This is a genomic window from Nocardia vermiculata NBRC 100427 (assembly GCF_001613265.1).
Taxonomy (GTDB): Bacteria; Actinomycetota; Actinomycetes; order Mycobacteriales; family Mycobacteriaceae; genus Nocardia; species Nocardia vermiculata.
Genome location: NZ_BDCA01000005.1, coordinates 234,474 through 247,878, shown reverse-complemented (window position 1 = coordinate 247,878; position 13,405 = coordinate 234,474). Strand labels below are relative to the sequence as shown.

Annotated in this window: 13 protein-coding genes; 7 read left to right on the top strand and 6 right to left on the bottom strand. The window is 69.4% G+C overall.

Annotated elements, in window-relative coordinates; genetic code table 11:
• Positions 1 to 11: 11 nt before the first annotated feature.
• Together ligA and NV2_RS09190 are read right to left on the bottom strand one after the other, a co-directional pair.
• Positions 12 to 2,186, bottom strand: a complete 2,175-nt coding sequence (gene ligA / locus NV2_RS09195; RefSeq protein WP_373863543.1) for an NAD-dependent DNA ligase LigA — start codon at positions 2,184 to 2,186, stop codon at positions 12 to 14.
• A 94-nt stretch (positions 2,187 to 2,280) separates the two neighbouring features.
• A complete protein-coding gene (locus NV2_RS09190) occupies positions 2,281 to 2,958 on the bottom strand; it encodes a hypothetical protein (protein WP_157102816.1) in 678 nt (225 codons plus the stop codon).
• A 124-nt stretch (positions 2,959 to 3,082) separates the two neighbouring features.
• Here NV2_RS09190 and NV2_RS09185 point away from each other — a divergent pair, with 124 nt between their 5' ends.
• Together NV2_RS09185 and NV2_RS09180 are read left to right on the top strand one after the other, a co-directional pair.
• Complete coding sequence (locus NV2_RS09185; protein WP_210749389.1) at positions 3,083 to 4,312, top strand: AAA family ATPase; 1,230 nt, start codon at positions 3,083 to 3,085, stop codon at positions 4,310 to 4,312.
• Between the two features lie 183 nt (positions 4,313 to 4,495).
• Positions 4,496 to 4,858: a hypothetical protein gene (locus tag NV2_RS09180; protein WP_067871112.1), complete on the top strand. Its 363-nt coding sequence runs from the start codon at positions 4,496 to 4,498 to the stop codon at positions 4,856 to 4,858.
• A gap of 87 nt (positions 4,859 to 4,945) precedes the next feature.
• Here the strand turns inward: NV2_RS09180 and NV2_RS09175 are convergent, their stop codons facing one another.
• The 3 genes from NV2_RS09175 to NV2_RS09165 are packed head-to-tail and all read right to left on the bottom strand — an operon-like array spanning position 4,946 to position 8,407.
• Complete coding sequence (locus NV2_RS09175) at positions 4,946 to 6,001, bottom strand: methionine synthase (RefSeq protein WP_245662519.1); 1,056 nt, start codon at positions 5,999 to 6,001, stop codon at positions 4,946 to 4,948.
• Positions 6,002 to 6,059: 58 nt separating this feature from the next.
• Positions 6,060 to 7,181, bottom strand: coding sequence for a tRNA 2-thiouridine(34) synthase MnmA (gene mnmA / locus NV2_RS09170; RefSeq protein ID WP_067871111.1), 1,122 nt, complete (start codon positions 7,179 to 7,181; stop codon positions 6,060 to 6,062).
• Entirely contained in the window at positions 7,178 to 8,407 is a 1,230-nt protein-coding gene (locus tag NV2_RS09165) for a cysteine desulfurase family protein (RefSeq protein WP_067871110.1), read from the bottom strand. The genes mnmA and NV2_RS09165 overlap by 4 nt, the downstream gene beginning before the upstream one ends.
• Before the next feature lie 508 nt (positions 8,408 to 8,915).
• Between NV2_RS09165 and NV2_RS09160 the strand changes: the two genes are divergently transcribed.
• From NV2_RS09160 to NV2_RS09140, 5 genes are all read left to right on the top strand, one after another.
• Positions 8,916 to 9,296 (top strand): hypothetical protein, encoded by a 381-nt coding sequence (locus NV2_RS09160; RefSeq protein ID WP_157102815.1) that lies wholly within the window; start codon positions 8,916 to 8,918, stop codon positions 9,294 to 9,296.
• A 102-nt stretch (positions 9,297 to 9,398) separates the two neighbouring features.
• Complete coding sequence (locus NV2_RS09155; RefSeq protein ID WP_067871108.1) at positions 9,399 to 9,608, top strand: TOBE domain-containing protein; 210 nt, start codon at positions 9,399 to 9,401, stop codon at positions 9,606 to 9,608.
• Positions 9,609 to 9,751: 143 nt separating this feature from the next.
• The gene (gene mftF, locus NV2_RS09150; RefSeq protein WP_210749388.1) at positions 9,752 to 11,092 is read left to right on the top strand and encodes a mycofactocin biosynthesis glycosyltransferase MftF; all 1,341 of its coding nucleotides are present in this window, start codon (positions 9,752 to 9,754) and stop codon (positions 11,090 to 11,092) included.
• Positions 11,079 to 11,756, top strand: coding sequence for a mycofactocin biosynthesis peptidyl-dipeptidase MftE (gene mftE / locus NV2_RS09145; RefSeq protein ID WP_067871106.1), 678 nt, complete (start codon positions 11,079 to 11,081; stop codon positions 11,754 to 11,756). Before mftF ends, mftE begins: the two co-directional genes overlap by 14 nt.
• Before the next feature lie 163 nt (positions 11,757 to 11,919).
• Positions 11,920 to 12,486 carry a nucleotidyltransferase family protein gene (locus NV2_RS09140; RefSeq protein WP_245662528.1) on the top strand — a complete coding sequence of 189 codons (567 nt, stop codon included), beginning with the start codon at positions 11,920 to 11,922 and terminating at the stop codon, positions 12,484 to 12,486.
• Positions 12,487 to 12,645: 159 nt separating this feature from the next.
• Here NV2_RS09140 and NV2_RS09135 read toward each other — a convergent pair whose 3' ends face one another.
• Positions 12,646 to 13,398: an SRPBCC family protein gene (locus NV2_RS09135; protein ID WP_067871104.1), complete on the bottom strand. Its 753-nt coding sequence runs from the start codon at positions 13,396 to 13,398 to the stop codon at positions 12,646 to 12,648.
• Between the last annotated feature and the right edge of the window lie 7 nt (positions 13,399 to 13,405).

Sequence of the window (13,405 nt, the reverse complement as noted above, 5' to 3'; positions counted from 1 at the left end):
TCCGCCGCTGACTAACTCTCCTGCTCGGCGGCGCCGCTCTCGGCGTCACCCGTCTCGGTGTCGGCGTCCGCGCTCGGTGGCGCCACCGCCTCGGGGCCGTCCGCGAGCAGGGTGCGGAATCCGTCCTCGTCGAGAATCGGTACCCCCAGCTCCTCTGCCTTGGCGGCCTTGGTCCCCGGCGCCTCGCCGATCACCACGAAGGCCGTCTTCTTCGACACGGAACCGGCCGCCTTACCGCCACGGACCAGAATGGCTTCCTTGGCCTCGTCACGCGAAAAACCTTGCAGCGAGCCGGTTACCACGATGGACAGCCCCTCGAGGTTGCGCGCGATGGATTCGTCGCGCTCGTCTTCCATCCGCACCCCCGCGGCGCGCCACTTGTCGACGATGGTGCGGTGCCAGTCGACTGCGAACCATTCCTTCACCGCGGCAGCGATGGTCGGGCCCACGCCGTCGACGGCGGCGAGGGTTTCGGTCGAGGCTTCCTCGATGGCGCTGATACTGCCCAGTTCACCGGCCAGCGCGCGGGCTGCGGTCGGCCCCACGTGGCGGATGGACAAGGCGACCAGCACACGCCACAGCGCTTGCTCCTTCGCCGAATCCAGGTTCTGCAGCAGCCGCTTGCCGTTAGCCGACAGCTCACCCTTCTTGTTGACGAAAAGTGTTGTGCCGAGCAGTTTGTCCTCGGACAGGTCGAACAGGTCGCCCTCGTCGGTGAGCACGCCCGACTTCAGCAGATCGCCGGCCGCCTCGTAGCCGAGTGCCTCGATATCGAAGGCGCCGCGCCCGGCCATGTGGAAGACCCGCTCCCGCAGCTGCGCGGGGCAGTAACGCTGATTCGGGCAGCGGATATCGGCGTCGCCCTCTTTCTGCGGCGCGAGTTCGGTACCGCATTCGGGGCAGTGCGTGGGCATCACGAATGCGCGTTCGCTGCCGTCGCGCACATCGGCCACCGGGCCGAGGACCTCGGGGATCACGTCCCCCGCCTTGCGGATGGTGACCGTATCGCCGATCAGCACACCCTTGCGCACCACCTCCGACGCATTGTGCAGGGTGGCCATCGCGACCGTGGAGCCGGCGACGGTCACCGGTTCCATCACGGCGAACGGGGTCACCCGGCCGGTACGCCCGACATTGACCTGGATGTCGAGCAGACGGGTGGTGGCCTCCTCCGGCGGATACTTGTACGCGATGGCCCACCGCGGCGCCCGTGAGGTGGTGCCCAGCCGGCGCTGCAACGAGAATTCGTCGACCTTGATCACCTGGCCGTCGATCTCGTGCTCGATATCGTGGCGATGCTCGCCCCAGTAACGGATGCGTTCGACGACGGCGTCGGCCCCCTGCACCCGCACGGTATGCGCCGACACCGGCAAACCCCACGCCGCCAGCGCCCGATACGCCTCGTACTGCGAGGTCGGACTGAACCCGGACATCCGGCCGAAGCCGTGGCAGATCATGCGCAGCCGCCGCCGGGAGGTGACCGACGGATCCTTCTGGCGCAGTGAGCCCGCCGCGGTATTGCGCGGATTCGCGTACGGAGACTTGCCCTCGGCGACGATCGCTGCGTTCAGATTCTCGAAATCCTCGAGCCGGAAATACACCTCACCACGCACCTCCAGCAGCTCCGGGATCGGGAACTCCGTCGTGGTGCTGAGCTGTTCGGGGATGTCGTCGATGGTGCGGGCGTTGAGGGTGACGTCCTCACCGGTCCGCCCGTCACCGCGGGTGGCACCGCGCACCAGCTTGCCGTTCTCGTAGACCAGGTTGAGCGCCACGCCGTCGATCTTCACCTCGCAGACGAAATGCGTCTGCGGGCCGGTCTCGGCCAGTACCCGCGACACCCAGGTGCGCATCTCCTCCTCGTCGAACACATTGTCCAGCGACAACATGCGCTCGAGGTGGTCCACCGCGGTGAAATCGGTGGCGAAACCGCCCCCGACCAGTTGCGTCGGTGAATCGGGCGTGCGCAGATCCGGATGCGCTTCCTCCAGCGCCAGCAACCGCTGGAACAGCGCGTCGAACTCGCCGTCGGAGATGATCGGCGCATCGCGCACGTAGTACCGGAACTGATGTTCGCGGACCTGCTCGGCCAGCTGCTGCCATTCGGTGCGCTCGTCGGCCGTCGCCGCATCGGCGGTATCGGCCGCCTCGGCGGCGCGTGCGTCCTCGATCCCGGATTCACTCACGTGTGGCAGGTTAGCCCAGCCCACCGACATGACCGTGGACCGTTCGCACCACGTCAGGCAACAGATCCGGAGGCGGGTTCGCGGGGGCGGCCACCTAGGCGTTCGTCCCGGACGGTGTGGCGGCGGGCCAGGTGGCGGGCGCGGATTCGAAGGTGCGCTCGGCGTTCGCGAGCACCGCGCGACCGAGTGCGTAGTTGCCGGTGCCGCCGATGATCGCACCCAACCCCATCGGGAGCGCCCGGCCGAACAGCAGCGCGCCGCGCTTGGCGATGAAGCCGACGACGAACTTGCGTGCCATCGGGTTGTCGATCGAACGCACCACCGGAAGTTTGTCCGCTACCGCCGAAGCCCAATCCTTGGCCGACTGCGCTGCGCCCTTGCCCAGCAACTGCGCACCGCCTTCACCCAGCACCACCGCGACGACCAGCGCCCGGCGCTGCTCCGGCCTCATCGACCGCATGCCGCGCAACTCCCCCACCGACACCGCGTACAGCGCCGACGCCTCCATGAAGAACACCGACTCCACGCCGCTGGCCGCCAGCCCGACCAGTGTTCCCACCCCGGGCACCGCGGCCGACAGGCCGGCGATCGTCCCGCTCGCGGTCACCGCGCCCAGATAGCGCCACTGCAGCCCCCGCTCGATATCGGCCGGTGTCCGTTCCGGGTGCTTGCGGCGCAATCGATCCACATACTTCGCCGCCAGCGGGGCCTGCACTCCGGTCCCCGCCCGCACCAGCACTTCGCCCGACTTCTGCAGTACGCGTTCGAACACCTCGACCAACCCCTTTCGCCGATACGAGCGACCCTACGGACAGGCGACGGGTCGTGCCAGGCCGACACGACCCGCGACGCCGCACCGCGCCCTGATGTCGCGGTCCGGCCGTGCAGGCGGCAGGATGACTCGGGTGCTGCGTAGTTTTCAGGTGACCAACCACCGATCCCTCGCCGAACCGCAGGAATTGCGGCTGGTCGGGAGCCGCGCGGGTGCACTCCCCGCACCGGTGACCGCCGTCCACGGTGCCGCCGCGAGTGGAAAATCCGGGCTGATCGACGCGCTGGCCCATATGCGCGACGCGGTCCTGCACTCGGTGACCGGCTGGGACCCGTACGCCGGCCCGGTGCGCACGCCGCATCTCGGATTCGCCGACCGCCCTTCGGAATTCGAGGCTACCTTCGTCGCCGAGGGCACCCCGTACAGCTACGGTTTCCGGCTCGACAACGCCGATGTGACCGCGGAGTGGTTGCACAGTCAGCCACGTAATCGCAAGCGCATCGTGTTCGAGCGCGAAGGCGACCAGATCCGGATCGGCCCGATGTTCGAAGCGGTCCGCTACGGCATCACCGCACTCGTCCCGCTGGTCCGGCCGAACGCGTTGCTCCTCAGCCTGACCGGGCAGATCTATGCGGAGGCACTGGTCCCGGCCTACCGGTGGTTCGCCACCCAACTCGACGTGCAGCACGGACCTGCCGATACCGCCACCATCGCCGAACGGCTGGGCGGGCACATCAGCCGCTCCCCCGACAACGCGGCCCGGTTACTGATGCTGTTGCGCTCGGCCGAACTGGGCATCGAAGACGTACTGCTGGCCGAGAACGATCCGATGTATGCCGACTACCTGCGCGAGCTGGACAGCGAAATCGCGACGCTGACACCGGCGCAGGCCCGGCAGGTGCAGGACATACCGGGACTGGATCCGATCGCGCTCGAGCGCGAGCTCAGTAATATGCGTGCGGCCCGCGACACCCTCTACGCGCGCATGGTGGCCCGGCGCGGTCCCGGGGTCGCGCTGACCCACGAGGGAATCGAGGCGGCCTTCGATATCGCCGACGAATCCGCCGCCACCCTCGCACTGCTCCGGCTGCTGCCCACGATTCTCGACGCACTCGACACCGGGCGGGTGCTGGCGGTCGACGATATCGACACCCACCTGACCGGAGACACCGCCGATCGCCTGATCCAGTTGTTCCAGAATCCGGAGACCAACGCCCGCGGCGGACAGTTGATCTTCACGACCCGCAACCGGACACTCGTCGATCGCGGGAACGGGCGCTCACAGGCGCGGCGGACCACTGTCTGGCAGCTGCGCCGCGATGCCGCGGGCCGGAGTGTCCTCGGTACCTCCTGACTGCGGTGCCGGACCGGCACTGCGCGACGCGACCGGCACCGGCACTGCGCAGCCCAACCGTCGCCGACGGGACGCAGCCCGACCGACGCCGACGGGGCGCCGCGGGCGTCTCCGGCCGGATAATCCGCTCGCCGCGAACGCGTCCAGCCACCGACGCCCGGTTTGTCCGCCTACCATGGACCTATGCTGCTGGAGATCGTATTCGTCATCCTGATCGCCGGGGCACTGGTGGCTCTGCTGATGAACTGGCGACGCAACCGGGGCTCCGGCGGATCGGGAGCCGGGGCAGGGTTCGGCGGATTCCAGCGCACCCCACCCGAGGCCGGCACGCTGCGCGTCACCGGCGCCAGCCCGCCGCCGACCGCCCAGGGCGAGCAGTTCGTCACCATCACCGGCACGATCACCGGCCCCACCGTCGCGGGCGAAACCGTCTACGGGCGCTTCGTCTGGGATGTCAACCAGTGGCCGTTCCCCGGCGACGACCTTCCGGTGGTGTACCCGCCGGGTAAGCCGCAGCACTGGCAGATCGGTCACCCCGCGGTGTAAGTCCAGCCGCCGCACCGGTGACACCCGTCCGGCCGGCCGCACCTGCAGGCTCGTAGCGGCCGGGACGTAGTGGCACCCGCCGGCCACCTACTCGGCCGTGAGCGATTCCGGTTCGTCGGCATAGCGGTGCGCAATCTCGGAGGTCAGTTCGAGTGCGCGGCGCGACCAGCCGAGCGACGCGGCCCCCAGTCCGCACGCCGGGGTCACCACGATCCGCTCGGCCAGGGTGCGTCGGCCGAAGCCCAGCCGGTCGACGAGACGCACTCCGGGCTCGGCCAGCTGCCGCCAGGTCGGCGGCGTGGTGGGCTCGGTGGTCGGCACCAGGCCCAGCGCGAGAATCTTGCCACTGTCGAGCAACTCGCCGACCGCATCGAGATCGCGGGTGCCGATAGTGGCTACATCGAACCCCACTGCCGCAGCGGCACTTCCGCGCAGGAACGACAGCGGCGGCCGGGACGCGCAGCTGTGAATCAACACCGGCCCGGGCTGGGCGGTGATCACCGTGTCCAGAATGTGCAGGGCCTCGGGTTCCGGGAGCGCACGCACCGTGTTGAGCACACTGGCCCCGCGCAAGGTACCCGCGAGCACCTCCGGCACCAGCGGTTCGTCCAGTTGCACCACGACCTCGGCGCCCAGCCTGGTCCCCACCTCGGCAGCATGGGTGGCGAGTCCTTCGGCCAGCGACTCCGAAAGATCACGCACCGCACCGGAATCGGTGAGAATGCGATGCCCGTTCATGAGCTCGACCTGCGCCGCGAGACTCAGCGGGCCGATCGCCTGCACCTTGACCACCCGCCCGGTGCCGCTGGAACCGGTTGCCTCCCACGCCTCTTCCAGAGCGTCGAGGTCGGTGCGCAGCAGATCGAACGCCCGCCGGGCGAGAGCCCCGGGGCGGGGACCGAGCCGATAGCCACGCGTGGTGGTGTCCAGCTGCATATCGACCAGCAAGGCCGAGGCGCGACCGACCATATCCGAACCCGCACCGCGGCCGGGCAACTCGGGCAGATGGGCCAGGTCCGGCAGCTCACCGACTATGGTGGCAGCCGCCTCCCGCGCATCGGTGCCCGGCCACGACCCCACGCCGGTGGCGATACCGGTACGCAGCGACCGAACTCCGACGTTGTTCTCGCTCAAGCTATTCACCCATCTCCGTCACACTCGAACACCAGGCGAACGGCGCGGCAGTGCTTCGCGCCGACGCTCAGCGCGCGGACGGCTGCACGGAATCTGCGGTGCCGGCCACGCTCGCCTGCTCGGTGCCGCTGATCGTGGCACTGCCGATCACTTGATCGCCGGCCGGGTCCGGTCGATAGGCGACCACGGCTTGCCCGCGTGCGACTCCGGTGAGCGGCTCGTGGAGCCGGGCGATGAGCCCGCCGTCGACGGCCGCCACGGTCGCCGGGGCCATACCGCCGTGAGCACGCACCTGCACCACGCAGTCGAACGGCTCGGTGGGTACCTCCCCGGAGGTCCACACCGCACGATCCGCGGACACCGTCCACACATCCAGATCCTCGGCGGGCCCGACGTGCACGGTGCCGGAATCCGGATCGATCCCGGTCACGTAGCGCGGGCGGCCGTCGGCAGCCGGACCCGGAAGGCCCAGTCCCTTGCGCTGCCCGATGGTGAACCCGTGTACTCCCTCGTGATCGGCGAGCTTGTTGCCGTCGTTGTCGACGATCGCGCCGGGACGCACTCCGATCGAGGCGCCCAGGAAGGCACGGGTATCACCGGAGGGGATGAAGCAGATGTCGTGCGAATCGGGCTTGTTCGCGACCGCGAGACCACGCTCGGCCGCCTCGTCGCGAATACGGGGCTTGGGGGTGTCGCCCACCGGGAACATCGCCCGCGACAACTGGTCGGCGGTGAGCACGGCCAGCACGTAGGACTGATCCTTGTCCGCGTCGACCGCACGCCGCAGCACACCGTCGTTCAGCTGCGCGTAATGACCGGTGACCACGGCGTCGAACCCCAGGGCCACCGCCCGATCGGCGAGGGCCGAGAACTTGATCTTCTCGTTGCAGCGCAGACACGGATTCGGGGTCTCCCCCGCAGCATAGGCGGCGACGAAATCGTCGATCACATCTTCTTTGAACCGGTCCGCGAAATCCCAGACGTAGAACGGAATTCCGAGCACGTCGGCGGCGCGACGGGCATCACCGGCGTCTTCCTTGGAACAGCACCCGCGCGATCCGGTGCGCAGCGTTCCGGGGTTGGCCGACAGGGCCAGATGTACCCCGACCACCTCGTGACCGGCCTCGACCGCACGCGCGGCGGCTACGGCGGAATCGACGCCGCCACTCATCGCTGCCAGCACTCTCATCGCGAACCTCCCTTCGCACCGGCCAATCCGGCCGCTTCGGCCCGTTCCACCACCGAGGGCAGAACTTCCAGCACTCTGTCGATATCGGCCCGGGTGGTGGTGTGTCCCAGCGAGAACCGCAGCGAACCGCGAGCGCGGCGCGGCTCGACCCCCATGGCGATCAGTACGTGACTCGGTGCGGCCACCCCGGCATTACACGCCGAGCCGGTCGAGCATTCGATGCCGGCGGCGTCGAGCAGCATCAGCAACGAGTCACCCTCACATCCCGGGAAGGTGAAGTGCACATTGCCGGGCAGCCGGCGTTCCCCGGTGCCACCGTTGAGCACCGCATGGGGCAGGTGCGCCCGCACCCCCGCGATCAGATGATCACGCAGCTCGGTGAGCTCGGCGGTGCGCTCGGGCAGCTCCCGCACCGTCTGGCGGAGCCCGGCGGCCAGCCCGACCGCCGCCGGCACATCGGAGGTTCCCGAACGCAGGTCCCGCTCGTGACCACCACCGTGCAGCAGGGGAACACAGCCCACCTGCCGGCCGAGGAGCAGCACGCCCGATCCGTGCGGACCACCGAACTTGTGGCCGGCGAAACTGGCGGCTGCCAAGCCGCCGGCCGCGAAATCGATGGGCAGCTGTGCGGCGGCCTGGACCGCGTCGCTGTGCATCGGAACATCGAATTCTCGGGCGATCGAGGCCAATTCGGCGATCGGCTCGATGGTGCCGACCTCGTTGTTCGCCCACATCACGGTCACCAGCGCGGTGTCGGCGGCATGGATGGCCAGCGCCTCGCGCAGCACCTGTGGCGAAACGATCCCGTCGGCGTCCACCTCCAGGTAGGTGATCTGCGCACCCTCGTGCTGCTCGAGCCACTCCACCGCGTCCAGAACGGCATGGTGCTCGATCGCGCTCACTAGAATGCGGGTGCGATGCGGTTCGGCGTCCCGGCGGGCCCAGAACAGCCCCTTGATGGCGAGATTGTCACTTTCGGTGCCGCCCGAGGTGAAGATGACCTCCGAAGGGCGCGCGCCCAGATCGGCGGCTACCGATTCGCGCGCCTCTTCCAGCAGGCGTCGCGCGGTGCGGCCGGAGCCGTGCAGCGACGAAGCATTACCGGCCGCGCTCAGCACAGCCGTCATCGCCTCGACGGCGGCCGGGAACATCGGTGTCGTGGCCGCGTGATCGAGGTAGACCGTCTTGGGGGCCGCTGCGACCGGACCCGGGAAAGCCGACATCATGACCGAACCAGCCTATCCCACCGTTGACCTGCACACCTCGAGGGCATCCTTCCACTTTCCACACGCTGCCGACGATTCATCCACGTTCGGCAACCAGTCGGACCGGCCGGCCTATTCCCGACACGCCCGGCCAGGGAATTCCTTTCCACTCGTCGGCGGAAATCCCCTCCCGGCACGATCGGGCTGTCGGAGACGAATCCGGAGCCGATGTGTGCTAATTGTTTGCGGAGCGTCAATAACCCCGATCGCGACGCCCCTGTCTACCGCCGCGGGGAAGAGTACCAGCCGAAAATTACTGAATGGCATAACATTTCGTAACATCGACAAAAGACTGTCTAGTTTGCGCTTCAACATGATCACGTCTAGGTTGGTAACTGAGCGATTACCGCAGCGGGGTTAACCTCATTTCCGGTGCCGCGCCGCCGTAGTCGCCGGGGGGACTCACAGAAATTCGACGATGCAGTCCGGGGCGTGGTGCACCTCCCGGACCACGAGGGTGAGGAGAACGGTGAACGGCGAACCGGGCACGGCAGCTCCGTCGGCGACCCTGCTGGTGGAGGAGATCATCGATCGCTACGGATCGGTGGAGCAGTTCTGTAATCAACTGCGCCACGATCTCGACGATCCGACGGTCGAACTGCCGCGCATCCCCGTCGTCCGTTCCAGCGGCCAACGGCCCGTCGGCACCGGCAACCTCGCCTGGTCACAGGCAACTCCGAAACCCCCTTCCCGGCCTGCTCCAGACCCACCCAGCCGCCCTGCCGTGCAGAATCCGGTGTCGATCCCCGAGGATCCCGGCGGGCCGGACAGTCGGGGCCCGGCCGAGTCGAACACGGCCGAGTCGAACACGCTGCGCGGACTGTGGCGCAGGCTCCGGTCCTTGTTCTGAGGCCGTCGGCCGGGGCACCGGAGCGGTGGTTCGAAAGCACTCGAACGCGCCCGGGATCGGGCGTTACCCGCCGCTCCGGGCCCTCGGGCGTACTGTCGCCCCATGCGTCTGAGCACCCGGAATCAGCTGGACGGAACCGTACTGTCGGTAACTCGCGGCGAGGCCATGGCCGTGGTCCGGGTGCGCCTCGACGGTGGTGACGAGATCACTTCCTCGATCACCCGCGACGCGGTCGAGGACCTCGGCATCGGCGAGGGGTCGGTTGTCAAGGTCCTGATCAAATCGACCGAGGTCACGCTGGGCGTCGAATAAGAGCCCTGCCGGCAGGCGGACCCGTTCGGCTCGGCGTCGAGCCCGGTGCGTGGTCGGCTCCTCGGCCCCACCGGGCGCTCACAGTAGCCTGGTGGGGCTCCGCGTGCCGCGGCGGTGCGCGTCTGCCGATGAAGGATTCTTCGATGCCCCTCACACTCCGTCCGGATTCGCGGCTGCGGTCGTCTCGCGACGGGCGGGTGCTACTCGGCGGTGCACCGTCGCGGATGCTGCGACTGACCCCGTCCGGAGCCCGAATGGTGCGCGCCTGGCTGGCCGGCCAACCGGTCGGGGACGCTCCCGCCGCGCGGGCGCTCGCGCAGCGATTGCTCACCGCGGGGCTGGTCCACCCGCACGCCACCGCCGGTCGCCGCACCGTGGACGAGGTGTCGATGGTGACACCGGTGAAGGACAACGAGGCGGGGATCGCCCGCCTACTCGCCGCGACCACCGAGCTCGCGACCCGGGTGATCGTCGACGACGGTTCGGTGACACCGCTGGCCTCGGCCACCGTCCGGCATCGCCGGGCCCGCGGTCCGGGTGCGGCACGCAACAGCGGGCTGCGGGAGGTGCGCACCGAACTCGTCGCATTCCTCGACTCCGATGTCGTCCCGGATCCGGGCTGGCTCGATACCGTCCTGCCGCTGTTCGATGATCCGGCGGTCGCGGCGGTCGCGCCGCGAGTGCGCACCTTCGCGCACGGCGTACTGGGCCGATACGAGGCTCGGCGGTCGAGCCTGGATATGGGCGGCGAGCCGGCGCTCGTCCGCCCCGGCAGCCGGATCGGTTATGTGCCGAGTGCGGCGCTGGTGGTGCGCCGTACCGCGCTCGCCGAGCTCGGCGGATTCGATGAGACGCTGCGCTACGGCGAGGACGTGGATCTGATCTGGCGCCTGGTCGCGGCCGGTCACGTGGTGCGCTACCAGCCCGAAGCGGTGGTGCGGCACGCCCCGCGTGCAACGCTGCGGGCCTGGTTACGCCAGCGCTACGACTACGGAACTTCCGCAGCGCCGCTGGCAGCACGCCATCCCGGGCAGTTGTACTGCGCCCGGCTGCCGCGAACCACCGGATGGCGCTGGCTGACGGTCGTCGCGGGGCACCCGGGCCTGGCTTCGGCAACGGTGGGCGCGCCCGTGCGCAAGCTGCGCGAACTGCGCGGGCACGGTCTCCCGTTGTCGACGGCGGTGTCGGTGGTCGGTGCGGCCGAACTGGCGGCGGTCGCTCAACTGGCCGACGCGTTACGCCGGATCTGGTGGCCGGCAGCGCTTCTCAGCCGACGCGGCCGACGCCTGCTGCTGGCGGTATACCTGCCGACCGCGGCGGGCGCGGCCGTGCGAGGACGTGATCCGCGCGCCGCGCTGCTCCGCATCGCCGACGATCTCGCCTACGGCGCCGGAGTCTGGGCGAGCTGCCTGCGCTCCCGGCGCGTCGAACCGCTGCTCCCGCAGCTGTACCGAACCGGAGTTTCCGCCGATGCGACTCGCTGACCTCACCTCCGCCGACCTCGGTGCACGGACCGCTCCCCCGTTCCTGGCAGTTCCACTCGGCGCCACCGAACAACACGGACCGCATCTGCCCCTGGGCACCGACACCACCGTCGCGGTCGAGCTGTGCGGCCGCCTCGCCGCGGCTCGCACCGATATCGTGGTGGCGCCCGCGATCGCGTACGGCTCCAGCGGGGAGCACTCCGGATTCCCCGGAACCCTGTCCATCGGTCACCGTGCGCTGGAACTGCTGGTCGTCGAATTGGTGCGCTCGGCAGACGAATTCGCGGGGGTGATCCTGGTCAACGGCCACGGCGGCAACTTGGCCCCGCTGCGTGCCGCGCAACGCCTGCTCACCGAGGAAGGCCGCACCACACTGCTCTGGTCCCCGACCGGGCCCGCCGACGACACCCACGCCGGACACACCGAAACCTCCGCCATGCTGCATCTGACACCCGACCGCGTCGCCATGCAGCGCGCCCGCCCCGGCAACACCGACCCGCTCCCCGCCCTGATCGCCGACCTGCGTAGCGGCGGGGTGCGAGCGGTGAGCCCCACCGGCATCTTGGGCGACCCGACGCACGCCACCGCAGCAGCCGGCGCGCAGATCCTCGAGCACTGGGCCGAACACCTGCTCGCAGCGGTGAACCAGCGTTTCCCGCAGTAGTCCGACCACGGACCGTACCCGGCTCCGTCGGCCGCACCCGACCGCCACCGTGCGGTCCTGGCGAATGGTCACCCATCTCACCGTATCGACCGAGAACCGGGCGTGCCGATTACATTGTCGCTATGGGCGATTGCACCGCGAGAGGCGTGCTGTGGCTGCTCGGATAGTGGGCGTGGTTCTTGGCGCGGGGGCAGGGCGACGGTTCGGACGGCCCAAGGTCACGGTCGCCGGTTGGCTCGATGCCGCGGTCGCCGCGCTGCGAGACGGGGGATGTTCGGAGGTCGTGGTGGTCCTGGGTGCGGCTCGGGTTCCGGTGGGGGCCGGGGTTACCGCCGTGGTTGCCGAGAATTGGGCGAACGGGGTGAGTGCGTCGGTACGGGCGGGAGTGGTTCGCGCGCAAGAGATGGGCGCGGATTACGTGGCCCTGCACGTTGTGGACACGCCCGATGTGGGGGCGCAGGTGGTAGCGCGGGTGATCGAGGCCGCGGTGGCATCCCCCCTGGGTGTGGCGCGGGCGAGTTTCGCCGGGCGGCCGGGGCACCCGGTGGTGATCGGGCGGCAGCACTGGGGGCCGATGCTTCCGACACTCACCGGTGATCGTGGTGCCGCGCGGTATCTACGGGCGGTCGACGTTCGGGCGGTCGAGTGCGGTGACCTGGCCGGCGGGCTCGATATCGACGAACCCCGGGAAGCGGAGCCGCCCGATCCGACGGTCGGCCGGGATCTCTGACCGGCACCCGAAGGGCCACCCGAGCACTGCGCGGACCGGACGCGGCCGGACTGCCGTGTCGACGTCGCGTGCGCCGGCCTCCCCCCTGCGGCAGCGAGCGGGCGCGGGAACCACGAGCAAAGGCTCGACCGTCGGCGAGGCCGAGCCTCCCGAAGAGTGCTACTTGTCTGCCTGCCGCGACCGTCGCGCGCGGGCCGAACGGTGTCCCTGTACCAGGGTCAGCAACAATACTCCGGCCAGCGCCGCGGCGATGGCGCCGTAACGCGCCGCGTTGCCGCGGCCGGCAGCGGCGAGCAGGTCCAGGGGCTCGGCGGGTGCGCGGGATGTGGACGCAACATGGAGGCGCTCTGCGATGGGCGCGGCCGCTGCGCTCGCGCTCGGCAGCGCCGATTCGCCCGCGCCGGTCAGCGACGCGGACCGCATCGTGCCGTCGACAGTGTTCGCCGGCTCGGCCGTACCGTCGACCACCGTGCTGGTGATCTCGTCGGCGAGATTGGCGGCGAACTGCCCGATCAGCGTTCCGGCCACATCGGCCAGTGCACCACGACCGAATTGGGCCGGCTTACCGGTGATCGACAGATCGGTGTCGACGAAAACCTCTGTGCTGCCGTCGTTCTCGACCAGCTTGCAGGTGATGGTGGCCTTGGCGGTGCCGTTACCGCGGGTCTCGCGGCCGCGGCCCTCCAGCACGGCGATACCGGCCTGTTCGTCCTGGGAGACGACCTTGATGATGCCGTTGTAGCTCAGCCCCACCGGCCCCAGCTTCACCTTGATCTTGCCGTGGAAGTCGTCTCCGTCCCGGGAGGTGATGGTGGCGCCGGGGACACAGGGCGCGATGCGCTCGAGGTCGAGCAGCACCGGCCAGGCCTGGGTGGCAGGGGCGGGAATAGTGAAGGTGTTGTCGAGTTTCACAGGTGTC